This is a genomic window from Streptomyces sp. NPDC044984 (genome assembly GCF_040646935.1).
Taxonomy (GTDB): Bacteria; Actinomycetota; Actinomycetes; order Streptomycetales; family Streptomycetaceae; genus Streptomyces.
The window spans coordinates 222,082-238,505 of the sequence record NZ_JBEZBE010000001.1 but is presented as its reverse complement, the minus strand read 5'-3'; the positions used below and the strand labels follow the sequence as shown (position 1 = coordinate 238,505).

Sequence of the window (16,424 nt, the reverse complement as noted above, 5' to 3'; positions counted from 1 at the left end):
CCCGCCGTTCCCAATGCTTACCGAGAGCCCTGGGAGTCCGGAATTACCCGGGTTACCAGGAGCTCTTGGTCACGCCCGGCAGCTCGCCACGGTGAGCCATCTCACGAAGGCACACGCGGCACAGGCCGAACTTGCGGTACACGGAGTGCGGACGACCGCAGCGCTGGCAGCGGGTGTAGCCGCGCACTCCGAACTTGGGCTTGCGAGCAGCCTTCGCGATGAGAGCCTTCTTCGCCATCTCGCTCACGCCTCCTTGAACGGGAAGCCGAGGTGACGGAGAAGGGCGCGGCCCTCTTCGTCGTTGGTCGCCGTGGTGACCACGGTGATGTCCATACCCCGGACACGGTCGATCTTGTCCTGGTCGATCTCGTGGAACATGACCTGCTCCGTGAGACCGAAGGTGTAGTTGCCACGGCCGTCGAACTGCTTGGGGGACAGGCCGCGGAAGTCGCGGATGCGCGGCAGCGCGAGCGACAGGGTGCGGTCCAGGAACTCCCACATGCGATCGCCACGGAGCGTGACGTGGGCACCGATCGGCTGGCCCTCACGCAGCTTGAACTGCGCGATGGACTTGCGGGCCTTGGTGACGGCCGGCTTCTGACCGGTGATCGTGGTGAGGTCGCGGATGGCGCCCTCGATCAGCTTGGAGTCGCGAGCGGCGTCGCCCACACCCATGTTGACCACGATCTTGACGAGGCCGGGAACCTGCATGACGTTCTCGTAGGAGAACTGCTCGCGCAGCTTGCCCGCGATCTCCTCGCGGTACTTCGTCTTCAGACGCGGAGTGGTGGTGGTCGTCATCAGATGTCCTCACCCGTCCGCTTGGCAACGCGGATCTTGTTGCCTTCGTCGTCGAAGCGGTAACCGACGCGCGTGACGACCTTCTTGCCGTCCTTCTCCACGACCAGCTGGACGTTGGAGACGTGGACCGGGGCCTCGGTGGTCACGATGCCGCCGGCCTGCGAGCCGCCGGCGGTCGGGCCGGCCTTGGTGTGCTTCTTGACCCGGTTGACACCCTCGACCAGGACACGGTCCTCACGGGGGAAGGCCGCGATGACCTTGCCCTGCTTGCCCTTGTCCTTACCGGTGATGACCTGGACCAGGTCGCCCTTCTTGATCTTCATGCTCACAGCACCTCCGGCGCGAGGGAGATGATCTTCATGAACTTCTTCTCGCGCAGCTCACGGCCCACGGGGCCGAAGATACGGGTGCCGCGAGGGTCGCCGTCGTTCTTCAGAATGACGGCGGCGTTCTCGTCGAAGCGGATGTACGAGCCGTCCGGACGGCGGCGCTCCTTGACGGTGCGAACGATGACCGCCTTGACGACGTCACCCTTCTTCACGTTGCCACCGGGGATCGCGTCCTTGACGGTGGCGACGATGACGTCACCGATGCCCGCGTAGCGGCGACCGGAGCCACCGAGCACACGGATGCAGAGGACTTCCTTCGCACCCGTGTTGTCGGCGACGCGCAGTCGCGACTCCTGCTGGATCACGTCTATCTCCTGTTTGTCTGCCGGTTCCCCGGGGGCCGCTCATCCGCTTGAGCGAACGGCCCCCGGAGCCTGGCGGAACTGTCCTGCGAGGGATGCCCCGCAGGAACGTACTTGTGGAATTCCCTTGCGGGAATTACCTACTTGGCCTTCTCGAGGATCTCGACGATGCGCCAGTGCTTCGTCGCGGACAGCGGCCGGGTCTCCATCAGGAGGACGCGGTCGCCGACGCCTGCGGCGTTCTGCTCGTCATGGGCCTTGAGCTTGCTCGTGCTGCGGATGACCTTGCCGTACAGCGCGTGCTTCTTGCGGTCCTCGACGGCGACGACGACGGTCTTGTCCATCTTGTCGCTGACGACGATGCCCTCACGGGTCTTGCGGTCGCCCCGAGCCCCGGTGTTCGTCTCAGTCACGTTGTTCTCGCTCATGCGTTCTCCACCGTTTCGATGCCCAGCTCGCGCTCGCGCATCAGGGTGTAGATCCGCGCGATGTCCTTACGGACGGCCTTCAGCCGACCGTGGTTCTCGAGCTGACCGGTCGCCGCCTGGAAACGGAGGTTGAACAGCTCTTCCTTGGCCTCGCGGAGCTTCGCGAGAAGCTCCTCGTTGCCCAGCTCGCGCAGCTCGGACGCCTTGGTACCGGCCGACATCACGCTTCACCTGCCTCGCGCTTGACGATCCGGCACTTCATCGGCAGCTTGTGGGCCGCACGCGTCAGCGCCTCACGGGCGATCTTCTCGTTGGGGTAGGACAGCTCGAACATGACCCGGCCCGGGTGCACGTTCGCGATCCACCACTCCGGCGAACCCTTACCGGAACCCATGCGGGTCTCGGCCGGCTTCTTCGTGAGCGGGCGGTCCGGGTAGATGTTGATCCAGACCTTGCCACCACGCTTGATGTGGCGGGTCATCGCGATACGGGCCGCCTCGATCTGGCGGTTGGTCACGTACGCCGGCGTGAGGGCCTGAATGCCGTACTCGCCGAACGCGACCGTCGTACCGCCCTTGGCCATGCCACGACGCTTCGGGTGGTGCTGCTTGCGGTGCTTGACCCTACGGGGGATCAGCATGTCGGTCAGGCCTCCGTTCCGGTGCTCTCAGCCGGAGCGGCAGCCGGCGCCTCGGCCTTGGGGGCCTCGGCAGCGGGAGCCTGCTGCGGCTTGCGGCCGCGACCGCCGCGCTCGCCACCGCGGCCACCACGGGCCGGGCGGTCGGCGCCACCGCGGGCCGGGCGGTTACCCGCACGGGCAGCGGCGTTCTCGGCGCGGACCTCGGCGATGTTCTTGACGTCGCCCTTGTAGATCCAGACCTTCACACCGATGCGGCCGAAGGTCGTCTTGGCCTCGAAGAAGCCGTAGTCCACGTTCGCACGGAGCGTGTGCAGGGGCACGCGGCCCTCGCGGTAGAACTCCGAGCGGGACATCTCGGCGCCGCCGAGGCGGCCACCGCACTGGATCTTGATGCCCTTGGCGCCCGCCTTCATCGCCGACTGCATGCTCTTGCGCATGGCGCGGCGGAAGGAGACGCGGGAGGAGAGCTGCTCGGCGACGGCCTGGGCCACGAGCTGAGCGTCCGTCTCGGGGTTCTTGACCTCGAGGATGTTCAGCTGGACCTGCTTGCCGGTGAGCTTCTCGAGGTCGCCGCGGATGCGGTCGGCCTCGGCGCCGCGGCGGCCGATGACGATGCCCGGACGAGCGGTGTGGATGTCCACCCGCACGCGGTCACGGGTGCGCTCGATCTCGACCTTGGAGATGCCGGCGCGCTCCATGCCGGACGTCATCATCCGACGGATGGCGACGTCTTCCTTGACGTAGTCCTTGTACAGCTTGTCGGCGTACCAACGCGACTTGAAGTCGGTCGTGACACCGAGCCGGAACCCATGCGGGTTAACCTTCTGGCCCATTACCGGGTTCCTTCCTTGCTGCTGACGACCACGGTGATGTGGCTGGTCCGCTTGCGGATCCGGTAGGCGCGGCCCTGGGCGCGCGGACGGAACCGCTTCAGGGTCGGGCCCTCGTCGACGTACGCCTCGGAGATGTAGAGGCTGTCGGCGTCGGTGTGGTCGTAGTTGTGCGCGGCGTTGGCGATGGCGCTGTCCAGCACCTTGCCGACCGGCACGCTCGCGGCCTGCGGGGCGAAACGCAGGACCGCCTGAGCCTCCGTGGCGTCCATGCCACGGATGAGGTCCACCACGCGGCGGGCCTTCATGGGCGTGACGCGGATGTACCGCGCCTGGGCCCTGGCTTCCATGGTTGTCCCTTCAGTGTTTGTCATGGTCATTCACCCCGCTGACTAGCGGCGCTTCGACTTCCGGTCGTCCTTGACGTGACCCCGGAAGGTGCGCGTCGGCGAGAACTCGCCGAGCTTGTGGCCGACCATGGACTCGGTGACAAACACCGGGATGTGGGTCTTGCCGTTGTGCACCGCGATCGTGTGGCCCAGCATCGCCGGGACGATCATCGAGCGACGGGACCAGGTCTTGATGACGTTCTTGGTACCGGCTTCGTTCTGCGCGTCCACCTTCTTGATCAGGTGGTCGTCGACGAAGGGTCCCTTCTTCAAGCTACGAGGCATCTCAACCCGTCCTTAGCGCTTCTTGTTCGTCTTGCGGCGGCGGACGATGTACTTGTTCGACGCCTTCTTGGGCGAACGAGTACGGCCTTCCTTCTTGCCCCACGGGGACACGGGGTGGCGGCCACCGGAGGTCCGGCCCTCACCACCACCGTGCGGGTGGTCGACCGGGTTCATCACGACACCACGGACGGTCGGGCGGACGCCCAGCCACCGCTTGCGACCGGCCTTGCCCCAGTTGATGTTCGACTGCTCGGCGTTGCCGACCTCGCCGACCGTGGCGCGGCAGCGCTGATCGACCAGGCGGATCTCTCCGGACGGCATGCGCAGGTGGGCCATCGAGCCCTCCTTCGCGAGCAGCTGCACGGAGGCACCGGCGGAGCGGGCGAACTTGGCGCCGCCACCGGGACGGAGCTCGATCGCGTGGATCGTGGTACCGACCGGGATGTTGCGGAGGGCCAGGTTGTTGCCCGGCTTGATGTCGGCCCCGGGACCGTTCTCGACGCGGTCGCCCTGCTGCAGGTTGCGCGGGGCGAGGATGTAGCGCTTCTCACCGTCGGCGTAGTGCAGCAGCGCGATGCGCGCGGTGCGGTTGGGGTCGTACTCGATGTGCGCGACCTTCGCCGGCACGCCGTCCTTGTCGTGACGACGGAAGTCGATCACGCGGTAGGCGCGCTTGTGGCCACCGCCCTGGTGGCGGACGGTCACACGACCGGAATTGTTACGGCCGCCCTTGCTGTGCAGGGGACGGACCAGCGACTTCTCCGGCGTGGACCGCGTGACCTCGACGAAGTCGGCGACGCTGGAGCCACGACGGCCCGGAGTCGTCGGCTTGTACTTGCGGATACCCATTTCTCAGTCCTCGTCCGATATCGAACGATCCTGACCGCTTACGCGGTCGGACCGCCGAAGATGTCGATACGGTCGCCCTCAGCGAGGGTCACGATCGCGCGCTTGGTCGCCGCGCGCTGGCCGAAGCCGGTGCGGGTGCGCTTGCGCTTGCCGACGCGGTTGATCGTGTTGACCCCGGTGACCTTGACCTCGAAGACCGCCTGGACGGCCTCCTTGATCTGGGTCTTGTTGGAGCCCGGCGCGACGATGAACGTGTACTTGTTCTCGTCGATGAGCGCGTAGCTCTTCTCGGACACGACCGGCTTCAGCAGGACGTCACGGGGGTCCGTGAACGCCTTGCTCGCCGGGGTGACGACGGTGTTCTTGCCTTCGGCCTCGTGGCGACGCGCCTTGGCGACACGCGCAGCCTTGGCCGCCTTGGCGGCCTTCGAGGCGATCGAGGGGTGACGGGCAGCCATCAGACCTCGCTCCCTTCGTTGTCGTTGGCCTTGTTCGGGCCGGCGACGAAGGACTCGAAAGCGGCCTTGGTGAAGACCACGTCGTCCGAGACGAGAACGTCGTACGTGTTCAGCTGGCCCGGCTCCAGGATGTGGACCTGGGGCAGGTTGCGGGCGGACAGCCACGCGGCCTCGTCGGCGCGGTCGACGACCAGGAGCAGGTTCTTGCGCTCCGAGATCTTGCCGAACAGCGTCCTGGCGGCCTTCGTGGAGGGGGTCTCGCCCTCGATCACGCCGGAGACGACGTGAATGCGGTTGTGGCGCGCCCGGTCGGTGAGGGCGTGACGCAGGGCGGCAGCCTTCATCTTCTTGGGGGTGCGCTGGGAGTAGTCGCGCGGCACGGGACCGTGCACGACGCCACCACCGGCGAACTGCGGCGCGCGGGTCGAACCCTGACGGGCGCGACCGGTGCCCTTCTGGCGGTACGGCTTCTTGCCACCGCCACGGACCTCGCCGCGGGTCTTGGTCTTGTGGGTGCCCTGGCGGGCAGCGGCCAGCTGCGCGACGACGACCTGGTGGATCAGCGGGATGCTGACCTTCTCAACGCCGAAGATCTCCGCGGGGAGCTCGACGGTACCGGCCTTGTCGCCCGCCGGCGAAAGGATGTCAACAGTGCTCATCGGTTACCTCAGGCCCCCTTGGCCGCGGTGCGGACCAGGACGAGGCCGCCGTTCGGACCGGGAACCGCGCCCTTGATGAGCAGCAGACCCTTCTCCGCGTCAACGGCGTGGACGGTCAGGTTCTGGGTGGTGACCCGCTCGTTGCCCATGCGACCCGCCATGCGCAGGCCCTTGAACACGCGACCCGGGGTGGCGCAGCCACCGATGGAACCGGGCGAGCGGTGCTTGCGCTGGGTGCCGTGTCCGGCGCCGAGGCCCTTGAAGTTGTGACGCTTCATGACACCGGCGAAGCCCTTGCCCTTGCTCTTGCCGGTCACGTCGACCTTCACGCCGGCCTCGAACACCTCGGCGGTGACTTCCTGGCCCAGCGTGTACTCGGAGGCGTCCGCGGTGCGGATCTCGACGAGGTGACGACGGGGGGTGACGTCGGCCTTGGCGAAGTGGCCCTTGAGGGGCTTGTTCACCTTGCGCGGGTCGATCTCGCCGAAGGCGATCTGGACCGACTCGTAGCCGTCGACATCGTTCGTGCGGACCTGGGTGACGACGTTGGGGCCGGCCTTGACGACGGTGACCGGAACAACACGGTTGTTCTCGTCCCACACCTGCGTCATGCCGAGCTTCTCGCCCAGGATGCCCTTGATCTGCTTGGTCATCTCTCAGATCACCGGCCTCAGAGCTTGATCTCGATGTCGACACCGGCCGGGAGGTCGAGTCGCATCAGAGAGTCAACGGTCTTGGGGGTCGGGTCGAGGATGTCGATCAGGCGCTTGTGCGTGCGCATCTCGAAGTGCTCGCGCGAGTCCTTGTACTTGTGCGGCGACTTGATGACGCAGTACACGTTCTTCTCAGTGGGCAGCGGCACCGGGCCCGCGACCGACGCACCAGTGCGGGTCACCGTCTCGACGATCTTCTTCGCCGAGGAGTCGATGACCTCGTGGTCGTAGGCCTTGAGCCGGATGCGGATCTTCTGTCCCGCCATGGCTACTTCGTAGTCCTGTCTCTCTTTACGCTCCGGAACCCGGCGTTCCAGGTCTCGTCCTCCGACCCACGCGGTCGGGTGTGTCGCACTCCCGCCGACATGAATGTCCCTTGTCCGAACATCCCTGCGGGATTGACACGGCCCTACCAGAACCGCGGACCGGGGGCGAAAGGCCCACCGGGCGCCTGGCCGGCGCCGCGCTCACGCTTCCCGGAAGATTCCCGTACGTCCGTCCCTGATCAGGGACGACGAGTACTGTGGGACTCGCTTCCGGTCCTCCCGGCGGGAGGCGCGCAGCATCAACACTCGACCGAGCAACTCCGACAGTCTGCCATACGGGGACCGGGGCTGGCCAATCGGGCGGAAGAGATTACCGTTCCTAGTCAGCGAGCAGCAATGGGTCCTGGACCTATTGCTGCTCGCTGCGGACATCCCGAACGGTGTTGGATGTCCTGGTCGCCCGCGTTCGCTCCGCGTCCGGCGGCACGGATCGTGTCCGTGGTCCGGGAATACGGGGGCGGGGTCCCTCACGCCCGGGAACATCCGGTCCGGCCTGGACGGTCCGATGCCCGCGCACATCCCTCTGGTGTGCACGGGGCGGTGCCGTCCGACGCCGGACCGAGTGGCCCTGGGCGCGTCGTCCGATCGCGATGCTCGCCGCATCGTGACGGGTGGTCGTGCGGGTGGTGCTGGTCAGGAACTTCTGCCAGTGCTGCGCGCCCCATTTCGAGGTGTAGGCGGGGTCGACGGCGATGACCGCGATTCCCGTCTGGTCGGCCATGGAGGTCAGGCGGGCACGGAGCCGGCCGGTGGGCATGCCGGAGACCAGGTGCCGGAACCGCTTCTTGCGGCCGTGTTTCTCGCGGGTCTTCTCCGCGGTGAAGTCGAGGTCCTCAACGGCGATCGCCTTGACGCCGCAGGTCTTCGCCCAGTGCAGCAGCCGGGTCAGGGCGTGGCGCACCTGGGCGTCCCGGTGGCCGGCGGTGCCGGTCAGGTCGTAGAAGAACCGGCGCGGGCTACCAGTGGGGTTGCCGTGGACATCGAGGCGCCAGGCGGCCAAGTGGTCGGCGTTCATGTCCACCCCGATCACCCCGTGCGCAAGCGCTGCGGCCAGGGGAACGACCGGGGACACCGAAATCTGCCACGATGCCGTCACATACCAGCGGCCCCGGGCCACGTCGTAGTCGATGCGGTAGGCGACCGCCCGGTCCGCGGCCACGCGGTCGGCCCATTCCTGCCCCCGGTGGGCGAAGGTGACCCGGCCGGTGAAGACGTACCGGCCGTACGGAGCGTTGGCCAATCCGGTGAGCGGGGCGGGTAGCCGGATACTGACCTCACCGTCCGGGCTGATGCGGATAGTCTCGTTGCCATACCGCTTCCCCGACTCCCCGTCCGCCTGCAGGAACCAGCGCTGCGCCTCCCAGCGTTCACGCCACTGGGATTCGGTGAGCCGGGCTGCGGGCAGGTGGTGCCGGGTACGAGCCAGGCGCTTGCCACCCCGCACCACGCGCACGACCCCGGCCGCCCAGTCGGCGCGCTCCCGCGCCAGCCGGTCCTCCAGCACGCGCAGACGGCGGGCCTTGGCGTGCCATTCGTGCCTGCTGCGATAACCGCCCGGCGCCCGCTTTGTACCCTTGGACCCGACCGGCAGTGACAGCCGGTGGGCGATCATGCGGACCCCCGCCTCCAGCGACCGGATGCGGGCCAGACCACAGCGGCGGGCCAGCGCCCACTGGTCGTGCGTGGCCTTGGTGATCGCCCCCGCCCAGCGGGCCGACGAGTGGGGCGTCAGCTCCCGCTTACGCACCGCCCACGCCCCCGCGTCATGTTCCAGGCCGTCACGGCAGCGCGCCTTCAGGTCATGGCTGGCCAGCGCGCCCAGATGCGCGCCCACCCGCCGCAGTACCTCGTCATCGTCGACAGTGAGCTGCCCCAACCGGGTACGGACCGCCACCCCCGACGGGCCGGGAACGACGAACGGCGCCGCGACCTCCCGTAGACCACCCATCGCCTCACCCCCGCCGTCGGCCCAGTCCCAAGAAGTCCGATCACCACATCCAACGAGCACTCCTCCGTAAAGGTCACGCATTCGACGGGCGAACTTCTCTTCCACTCACTGGAATGCGGCACGGCAGCTCCGGCCGCCGCCACCATGCTCACTCGTACACGCCAGAACACACTCACACTCAGCAAAATCCCAGCAGCTCACCACCCCGGGGGGCGGCTGGGATCAAACGCGGGAGCGTGTGTGCGCCTGGTCCCGTGCTCCGGGGAGACGCCAGGCAACCCGCAGATCCTCCACCGAGCACGCCATGGACTACCTGGTCCGCAACCACGGCGACGCGGTGGCGGAGCTGGTCGGCGACGGGACGATTCCCCCGCCTCGGGACACCGGCGCCGCCATCACACCGTGAGGTGCGGGCGGCTCGCGGCCATCCGTGTCAGTGGCTCGGTCTACTGTTCTTGGGCGGCGCCTGCGGTCAAGACGCCGCCTCCCGTCATAGCGCGCTGAGCAGAGAGCGAGCCCTCGTGACCACCACCGTCCACGATGTCCTCCGGGTCATCCGTGAGAAGTCGACGACCAACCGCGAGCTCGGGACCGCTTTCGAGCGGCTCATGGTGCGCTTTCTCAGTACGGACCCGGTATGGAGCGAGCAGTTCAGCCGAGTGTGGATGTACGGCGAGTGGCCGGGCGCGGCCGGCAACCGGCAGGACCTGGGCATCGACCTCGTGGCGCAGGAGCGCGAGACCGGCGCTCTCTGGGCGATCCAGTGCAAGTTCTACGAACCGGATCACACGGTTCAGAAGATCGACCTCGACTCGTTCTTCACCGCCTCCGGACAGGGCCGCTTCGCTCACCGCCTGATCATCTCGACCACGGACAGGTGGGGGCCGAACGCCGAGGCGGCTCTGGACGACCAGCAGATTCCCGTCCAGCGCCTCGGCCTGTCGGACATCGCCGCCAGTCGGGTGGAGTGGCGGCTGCCCGCGAGCGGCGACGCGGAGCGGGTCGAGTTGTCCCTGCGGGGCAAGAAGTCTCCCCGCCCTCACCAGCGCGAGGCCATCGACGCGGTGTTCCAGGGCTTCGCGGAGCATGACCGCGGCAAGCTGATCATGGCCTGTGGCACCGGCAAGACCTTCACCGGCCTGAAGATCGTGGAGCGGCTGGCGGCCGAGCGGGCCGCGAGCGGCCAGGGCGAGCACACCCGGGTCCTCTTCCTCGTCCCGTCCATCGCCCTGTTGTCGCAGACCCTGCGGGAGTGGCGGTACGAGACCGAGACCCCGCTGCGCGCCTTCGCGGTCTGCTCCGACACCAAGGTGGCCCGCGGGCAGGTCGACGCCGACGACCTGGACATGGCCACGCACGACCTGGCGCTGCCCGCCACCACGGACCCCGCCCGCCTGCTCTCCCAGATGAGCGGCGACGGGACCGAACCGCCCGTCGGCCTGACGGTGGTCTTCTCCACGTACCAGTCGATCGGCACGATCGCCAAGGCGCAGGAAATGGGTCTCGACGCCTTCGACCTGATCCTGTGCGACGAGGCGCACCGCACCACGGGCGTCACGCTCGCCGGTCACGACGAGTCGAACTTCGTCCGGGTCCACGACAACAATGTGGTCCGCGCCGCCCGCCGCCTCTACATGACGGCGACCCCCAGGATCTACAACGAGGACACCAAGGCCGACGCGAAGGACGCCTCCGCCGTGCTGGCCTCCATGGACGACGAGAGCCTGTACGGCCCGGAGTTCCACCGGCTCGGTTTCGGCAAGGCGGTGGAGCAGGGGCTGCTCACCGACTACCGGGTCCTCATCCTCACCGTGGACCAGGAGGTCGTCGCCAAGTCCTACCAGCAGGGCCTGGCGGCCGGCGGCCCCGAGCTGAACCTCGACGACGCCGCCAAGATCATCGGCTGTTGGAACGGCCTGGCGAAGCGCACCGGCACCTTCGGGGACGGCACCGGATTCCTGCCCGGTGAGGAGCCGATGCGCCGGGCCGTCGCCTTCGCCCGTTCGATCAAGGACTCCCAGGCGATCGCGGACCGTTTCAACGACATCGTCGCCTCCTACGAGGACGCGGACGAGGAACTGCTGAACTGCCAGGTCGAGCACGTCGACGGCACGTTCAACACGCTGCGCCGCAACGACCTGCTCGACTGGCTCAAGGAGGACCCGGGTCCGAACAACGCGCGCATCCTGTCCAACGCCCGCTGCCTCTCCGAGGGCGTCGACGTCCCGAACCTGGACGCGGTCCTGTTCCTCCAGCCGCGCAACTCCGTCGTCGACGTCGTGCAGTCCGTCGGCCGCGTGATGCGCCTGGCGCCCGGCAAGCGCTACGGGTACATCATCCTGCCGGTCGCCGTGCCCGCCGGGATGTCCCCGGAGGAGGCGCTGGCGGACAACCGCCGCTTCAAGACGGTCTGGCAGGTCCTCCAGGCTCTGCGCGCCCACGACGACCGGTTCAACGCGTCTGTCAACCAGATCGAGCTCAACAAGAAGGCCCCGAACACCATCGGGATCGGCGCGATCGGCGCCGGGGACGAGTCGGTCGGCGACAAGGACGGCAGCAGCACCGAGGCGAGCGAGCAGGCGAAGAAGGACAAGGAGCGGCAGTCCGCCCAGTACGTCCAGGACCGCCTCGAGTTCGACGAGGCGTGGCGCACGGCCATCTACGCCCGGATCGTCGACAAGGTCGGTGAGCGTACCTACTGGGAGCAGTGGGCCAAGGACATCGCGCTGATCGCGGAGCGGCACGTCGCCCGCATCAGGGCCGGCCTGGAGGACCCGCGCAAGGCGGCGGCCTTCGAGGAGTTCACGGGCGAACTGCGGGCGAACATAAACCCCGGCGTCACCGACTCCGACGCCGTCGACATGCTCGCGCAGCACCTGATCACCAAGCCGGTCTTCGACGCGCTCTTCCAGGACTACGCGTTCGCCGACCACAACCCCGTCTCGCAGGCGATGCAGCGGATGCTGGACGTCCTGGACGACCAGACCATCTCGGCGGAGGCGAAGACCCTCCAGGGCTTCTACGAGTCGGTACGGGTCCGCGCGGAGGGCATCACCGACCACGAGGGCCGCCAGCGCGTCATCACCGAGCTGTACGAGAAGTTCTTCAAGACGGCTCTGCCCAAGACGGCGGACTCGCTCGGCATCGTCTACACGCCGACGGAGGTCGTCGACTTCATCCTGCGGTCGGCCGACCAGGCGCTGGAGCGGCACTTCGGCCGGTCCCTGTCGGACGAGGGCGTGCACGTGCTCGATCCCTTCACGGGCACTGGCACGTTCGTGGTGCGGCTGCTCCAGTCCGGCCTGATCAAGCCGGCGGACCTGCTGCGCAAGTACACGCAGGAACTGCACGCCAACGAGATCGTGCTGCTTGCGTACTACATCGCGGCGGTCAACGTCGAGGCCGCGTTCCACGATCTGTACGCGGAGACCGGGGCCGGCGCCGGGGACACGTACGTCCCGTTCGAGGGCATCGTGCTCACGGACACCTTCCAGCTCGCGGAGCCCGAGAAGGGGCGGCTGTTCGGGGACGTGCTGTCCGGGAATAGCGAGCGGGCGCGGAAGCAGATGGGGCAGGACATCCGGGTCGTGCTGGGGAACCCGCCGTATTCGGTGGGGCAGGACAGCCAGAACGACGACAACAGGAACCTCAAGTACGAGGCTCTGGACAGCCGCATCCAGGAGACCTACGCGGCCAGGTCGACGGCGAAGAACAAGAACTCCCTGTACGACTCCTATCTGCGTGCCTTCCGCTGGGCCTCGGACCGGATCAAGGACGAGGGCGTCGTGGCGTTCGTCTCCAACGGCGGCTACATCGACGGGAACACCGCCGACGGCGTGCGCAAGTGCCTGACGGACGAGTTCGACGCGGTGTACTGCTACAACCTGCGGGGCAACCAGCGCACGGCCGGGGAGCTGTCCCGCAAGGAAGGCGGCAAGATCTTCGGCTCCGGCAGCCGCAATACGGTCGCCGTGATCGTCCTGGTCAAGGGTGGCCGTACGGATGCGCCGCGCGGGTTGTTCTACCGGGACATCGGCGACTATCTGAGCCGCGAGGACAAGCTCGGCATCGTCAGCGGGCAGGGCCTGGACTCGGTGGAGTGGCAGCGGATCACGCCGAACGCGGACGGGGACTGGATCAACCAGCGGGACGAGCGGTTCGCGACGTTCCAGGCGATCGGCGAGAAGGAGAAGTCCGCGCGGGAGGGCGGAGTGTTCGCCCTGTACTCCAGCGGTCTCAAGAGCGGGCGTGACCCCTGGGTCTACAACTTCTCCGAGCAGAGGCTCCGGGAGAACGTTGAGTCGATGGTGGACTTCTACAACGGGCAGGTGGAGGGGTTCGCCAAGCACGCGAAGGAGGCGTCTCTCGGCTCACCGAGCTCGGTCCAGGCCGAAAAGTTCATCGACTACGACGCGAAGAAGTTCAGCTGGAATCGAGCTGATAAAACGAATGTGGCCAAGGGCGTCCAATATACGTTCGACCGTGATCGTCAGTTCATTGCTTCGTATCGTCCATTTCTCCAGCAGCACGTCGTCTTCGACGCGCGACTGAATGACATGGTGTATCAGATGGCTCGGCTGTTTCCGACACCACAGCACGAGAATTTCGGCTTCTATATCACTGGACTTGGCTCGGACAAACCTTTCTCCGCCCACGCCGTCAAGCATCTCCCTGACCTGGCGTACTGGGGTTCCAGCAATGGCCAGTTCTACCCCCGCTACACCTACCGCGAACTCACCGTGGAAGGCGGCTTCGACTTCGGCGGCGAGGACGGCGGCACCGCGTACGAACGCGTCGACAACATCACCGACGCCACGTTCGCCGCGTACCGCAAGACGTACGCCGACACGGACCCCGGTCTCACCAGGGACGACATCTTCTTCTACGTCTACGGTCTGCTCCACTCCCCCGCCTACCGCGAGGCCTACGCCGCCGACTTGAAGAAGTCCCTGCCGCGTATCCCCATGGTGCGTGGCTTCCGGGCCTTCGCCGAAGCCGGGCGTCGGCTCTCCGAGCTGCACATCGGCTACGAGTCCGCGAAGCCCTTCGGCGGCATCGTGATCTCGCTCGGCAACACCCGCCCGGACATGTCCGACGCCGAGCTGTTCCGGGTGACCAAGATGAAGATCCCCAAGACCAAGGGTGTCCAGGACCGGACGCGGATCGTCTACAACAACCACATCACCCTGGAGAACATCCCGGAGGAGGCGTATGAGTACCAACTCGGGGCGCGCTCCGCCATCGAGTGGATCATCGACCGGTACCAGGTGAAGACCGATCCCAAGTCCGGCATCGTCAACGACCCCAACGAGTGGTCCGACGACCCGCGCTACATCGTCGACCTGCTCAGGCGCATCGTGACGGTCAGTCTCGCCACCATCGAGATCGTCAGACACCTCCCGCCGCTCGACATCATCGAAGACGCCGGCTGATCCGACGCCGACGCGGAACACCCCACGCGAGGCTCCGGCTTCGCGTGGGGTGCGGGCGTCGTGGGGTCAGCTCTGCGACGCGTAGGTCACGAAGTCCGCCCACGCCCCCTGCGTGAACGCGAGTCGGGGGCCGGAGGTGTCCTTGGAGTCGCGGACGTGGACGGTGGTGGGGGTGGGGGCGATCTCAATGCAGTCGCCGGGCTCGCCGCTGCTGCTGTAGCTACTCTTGAACCAGTGGAGTTCCGCAGTGCTCATAGTCTCCCCAGCATTTGCTCGATGAAGGCCTGCGACTCCCTCGGCGTGAGAGCCTGCGCCCGGATCATGCCATAGCGCAGTTCAAGGATCCGAAGGTCCTTGGGGCTCGACACCGGGCGACCGTTGAACGCGCCGTCGGAACGTCCCATCGCCGTGCCGTCGGCGAACTTCAGCACCTCGATCAGACCTTGCGATCCGGCGTGCTCCTGCCGGTCGGTCGGCATGACCTGAAGCGTTACGTTCCTCAACTGCGCCACTTCCAAGATGTGTTCCAACTGTCGGCGCAGCACCATTTTTCCACCATAGGGACGTTCGAGCGTCACCTGCTCCTGGACGAAGCTGAGCGTGGGAGCGGGCTCCCTCCTGAGAACGGCCTGCCGCGTCACACGGGCGGCGGTCTCCCGCTTCACTACGTCGTTGGTGAGCGCGGGCTGTGTCATCTCGAACAGCGTGCGCGCGTACTCCTCCGTCTGCAACAGCCCATGGATGTTGTGGTTGCTGTACAGCAGCATCTCCACCGACCGCTCCTCCAGCTCGGCCAGTTGCCGCACCTTCTTCGGATACCGGGCCTTGCGCATGTCCTCCATGAAGGCCCTCAGATGCCCCTGCGCCTTCAGGATCTGGTCCGCCCTGTCCAGGCACTCCGGGCGGGGGATCCGGGCCCCGCGTTCGATCTTGCGGATCATGTCCTCGCCGTACCTGAGGGCGTCCGCCAGCTCGGACACGCTCATTCCGGCGGACTCGCGGCAGACCCTGAGCAGGCGGCCCACCGCCTGCACCACCGGCTCGATCTCGTCGCCCGGCTCGACATCCCACCCCGCCTCGTCGACATCCTCGTCCACGGCTCCTCCTCCGGCGCGTACGCGTACTCGTACTCGTACAACGCCGAGACAGCCGAGACAGCCGAGACAAAAGCCGGGACAGTGACGGTACGTGAAGGCGTTGTCACTCATTCACGGAAGCATGTTCCGACACGCTGAGTGATGTGAACCAGGAAATCAGTGACCCCGCGCCCCGGCTTACCGCCGTCCCCGTCCGTAATTTCAGCCTCCAGTTGTCCTCCACGCCGCGCGGCGCCCGTCTCGCCCGGCTGCTCGCCACCGAGCAACTGCGCACGTGGGGACTGCCGTCGCATCCGGCGGAGCTCATCGTCGCGGAGCTGGCGGCCAACGCCGTCACCCACGGCCGCGTCCCCGGCCGGGACTTCCGGCTGCTGCTGTACGTCGTCGGCGACACTCTCCGCATCGAGGTCACCGACACGCGCGGTGACCGGCTGCCGTGCCCGCAGCACTCCGCCACCGACGCCGAGTCCGGCCGCGGCCTGCTGCTCGTGGAGGCCCTCGCCGACCGCTGGGGAGTCGTCCCCGGCCCGCCCCCGCTCAAGACCGTCTGGGCCGAGGTGGAGACCGGATCCGCCGGTTCTCAGCCCGTCGTCCCGCCCCGGTGATCGGTGACGCGGCCCGGCACGTCCCGCACCGGTTCGCCCAGCGCCAGCCGGGACAACACCATCAGCCCGTCGAGCGCGTTGGACTTCCCGCTGCCGTTCCGCCCGATCATCACGGTGAGATCCTGCAAGGGCAGGCGCTGCTCGGTGAAGCTCTTGAAGGAGGTCAGTCGCACCTCTTCAAGACGGGGAGTGTCCACCGGGCACTTCTTTCGCTCACTATCGGCCTGGCGCAGTCCTTCCCTCAGCTAAGCAGCAGCTCACACGGCGCGTCCA

Annotated in this window: 21 protein-coding genes; 2 read left to right on the top strand and 19 right to left on the bottom strand. The window is 67.2% G+C overall.

Annotation, left to right across the window (positions count from 1 at the left end; all coding sequences use genetic code 11):
* Positions 1 to 52 precede the first annotated feature (52 nt).
* From AB0A94_RS01200 to AB0A94_RS01125, 16 genes are all read right to left on the bottom strand, one after another.
* Entirely contained in the window at positions 53 to 238 is a 186-nt protein-coding gene (locus AB0A94_RS01200) for a type Z 30S ribosomal protein S14 (protein ID WP_003948630.1), read from the bottom strand.
* Between the two features lie 5 nt (positions 239 to 243).
* Positions 244 to 801 (bottom strand): 50S ribosomal protein L5, encoded by a 558-nt coding sequence (rplE, locus tag AB0A94_RS01195; RefSeq protein ID WP_006130773.1) that lies wholly within the window; start codon positions 799 to 801, stop codon positions 244 to 246.
* Complete coding sequence (gene rplX, locus AB0A94_RS01190; RefSeq protein WP_217128186.1) at positions 801 to 1,124, bottom strand: 50S ribosomal protein L24; 324 nt, start codon at positions 1,122 to 1,124, stop codon at positions 801 to 803. Before rplX ends, rplE begins: the two co-directional genes overlap by 1 nt.
* A gap of 2 nt (positions 1,125 to 1,126) precedes the next feature.
* Positions 1,127 to 1,495, bottom strand: a complete 369-nt coding sequence (rplN, locus tag AB0A94_RS01185) for a 50S ribosomal protein L14 (RefSeq protein WP_030831680.1) — start codon at positions 1,493 to 1,495, stop codon at positions 1,127 to 1,129.
* Between the two features lie 137 nt (positions 1,496 to 1,632).
* Positions 1,633 to 1,920 (bottom strand): 30S ribosomal protein S17, encoded by a 288-nt coding sequence (gene rpsQ, locus AB0A94_RS01180; protein WP_361736927.1) that lies wholly within the window; start codon positions 1,918 to 1,920, stop codon positions 1,633 to 1,635.
* Positions 1,917 to 2,141: a 50S ribosomal protein L29 gene (gene rpmC / locus AB0A94_RS01175; protein ID WP_007494763.1), complete on the bottom strand. Its 225-nt coding sequence runs from the start codon at positions 2,139 to 2,141 to the stop codon at positions 1,917 to 1,919. Before rpmC ends, rpsQ begins: the two co-directional genes overlap by 4 nt.
* A complete protein-coding gene (rplP, locus tag AB0A94_RS01170; RefSeq protein WP_007443989.1) occupies positions 2,141 to 2,560 on the bottom strand; it encodes a 50S ribosomal protein L16 in 420 nt (139 codons plus the stop codon). The genes rpmC and rplP overlap by 1 nt, the downstream gene beginning before the upstream one ends.
* Before the next feature lie 5 nt (positions 2,561 to 2,565).
* Positions 2,566 to 3,393 carry a 30S ribosomal protein S3 gene (gene rpsC, locus AB0A94_RS01165; RefSeq protein ID WP_004927271.1) on the bottom strand — a complete coding sequence of 276 codons (828 nt, stop codon included), beginning with the start codon at positions 3,391 to 3,393 and terminating at the stop codon, positions 2,566 to 2,568.
* Positions 3,393 to 3,740 carry a 50S ribosomal protein L22 gene (rplV, locus tag AB0A94_RS01160; RefSeq protein WP_019329637.1) on the bottom strand — a complete coding sequence of 116 codons (348 nt, stop codon included), beginning with the start codon at positions 3,738 to 3,740 and terminating at the stop codon, positions 3,393 to 3,395. Before rplV ends, rpsC begins: the two co-directional genes overlap by 1 nt.
* Before the next feature lie 42 nt (positions 3,741 to 3,782).
* The gene (gene rpsS / locus AB0A94_RS01155) at positions 3,783 to 4,064 is read right to left on the bottom strand and encodes a 30S ribosomal protein S19 (protein ID WP_010036728.1); all 282 of its coding nucleotides are present in this window, start codon (positions 4,062 to 4,064) and stop codon (positions 3,783 to 3,785) included.
* 12 nt (positions 4,065 to 4,076) lie between these two features.
* Complete coding sequence (gene rplB / locus AB0A94_RS01150; protein ID WP_004927281.1) at positions 4,077 to 4,913, bottom strand: 50S ribosomal protein L2; 837 nt, start codon at positions 4,911 to 4,913, stop codon at positions 4,077 to 4,079.
* A gap of 38 nt (positions 4,914 to 4,951) precedes the next feature.
* Entirely contained in the window at positions 4,952 to 5,371 is a 420-nt protein-coding gene (gene rplW / locus AB0A94_RS01145) for a 50S ribosomal protein L23 (protein ID WP_030220990.1), read from the bottom strand.
* Positions 5,371 to 6,030, bottom strand: coding sequence for a 50S ribosomal protein L4 (gene rplD, locus AB0A94_RS01140; RefSeq protein WP_361736921.1), 660 nt, complete (start codon positions 6,028 to 6,030; stop codon positions 5,371 to 5,373). Before rplD ends, rplW begins: the two co-directional genes overlap by 1 nt.
* 8 nt (positions 6,031 to 6,038) lie before the next feature.
* Positions 6,039 to 6,683: a 50S ribosomal protein L3 gene (gene rplC / locus AB0A94_RS01135; RefSeq protein WP_037929559.1), complete on the bottom strand. Its 645-nt coding sequence runs from the start codon at positions 6,681 to 6,683 to the stop codon at positions 6,039 to 6,041.
* 17 nt (positions 6,684 to 6,700) lie between these two features.
* Positions 6,701 to 7,009 (bottom strand): 30S ribosomal protein S10, encoded by a 309-nt coding sequence (gene rpsJ, locus AB0A94_RS01130; protein ID WP_003948644.1) that lies wholly within the window; start codon positions 7,007 to 7,009, stop codon positions 6,701 to 6,703.
* Positions 7,010 to 7,418: 409 nt separating this feature from the next.
* Positions 7,419 to 9,017 (bottom strand): IS200/IS605 family accessory protein TnpB-related protein, encoded by a 1,599-nt coding sequence (locus AB0A94_RS01125; RefSeq protein ID WP_361736918.1) that lies wholly within the window; start codon positions 9,015 to 9,017, stop codon positions 7,419 to 7,421.
* A gap of 521 nt (positions 9,018 to 9,538) precedes the next feature.
* Here AB0A94_RS01125 and AB0A94_RS01120 point away from each other — a divergent pair.
* Complete coding sequence (locus AB0A94_RS01120; protein ID WP_361736915.1) at positions 9,539 to 14,449, top strand: DEAD/DEAH box helicase; 4,911 nt, start codon at positions 9,539 to 9,541, stop codon at positions 14,447 to 14,449.
* 66 nt (positions 14,450 to 14,515) lie between these two features.
* Here AB0A94_RS01120 and AB0A94_RS01115 read toward each other — a convergent pair whose 3' ends face one another.
* Together AB0A94_RS01115 and AB0A94_RS01110 are read right to left on the bottom strand one after the other, a co-directional pair.
* On the bottom strand, positions 14,516 to 14,704 hold the full coding sequence (locus tag AB0A94_RS01115; RefSeq protein WP_361736912.1) for a DUF397 domain-containing protein: 189 nt from the start codon (positions 14,702 to 14,704) through the stop codon (positions 14,516 to 14,518).
* Positions 14,701 to 15,546 carry a helix-turn-helix transcriptional regulator gene (locus tag AB0A94_RS01110; protein WP_361736909.1) on the bottom strand — a complete coding sequence of 282 codons (846 nt, stop codon included), beginning with the start codon at positions 15,544 to 15,546 and terminating at the stop codon, positions 14,701 to 14,703. The genes AB0A94_RS01115 and AB0A94_RS01110 overlap by 4 nt, the downstream gene beginning before the upstream one ends.
* A gap of 143 nt (positions 15,547 to 15,689) precedes the next feature.
* Here AB0A94_RS01110 and AB0A94_RS01105 point away from each other — a divergent pair, with 143 nt between their 5' ends.
* Positions 15,690 to 16,151 (top strand): ATP-binding protein, encoded by a 462-nt coding sequence (locus AB0A94_RS01105; protein WP_361736906.1) that lies wholly within the window; start codon positions 15,690 to 15,692, stop codon positions 16,149 to 16,151.
* On the opposite strand, the gene AB0A94_RS01100 is transcribed toward AB0A94_RS01105, so the two are convergent.
* Positions 16,127 to 16,348 (bottom strand): AAA family ATPase, encoded by a 222-nt coding sequence (locus tag AB0A94_RS01100; protein WP_361736903.1) that lies wholly within the window; start codon positions 16,346 to 16,348, stop codon positions 16,127 to 16,129. The genes AB0A94_RS01105 and AB0A94_RS01100 overlap by 25 nt on opposite strands.
* Positions 16,349 to 16,424: the final 76 nt, after the last annotated feature.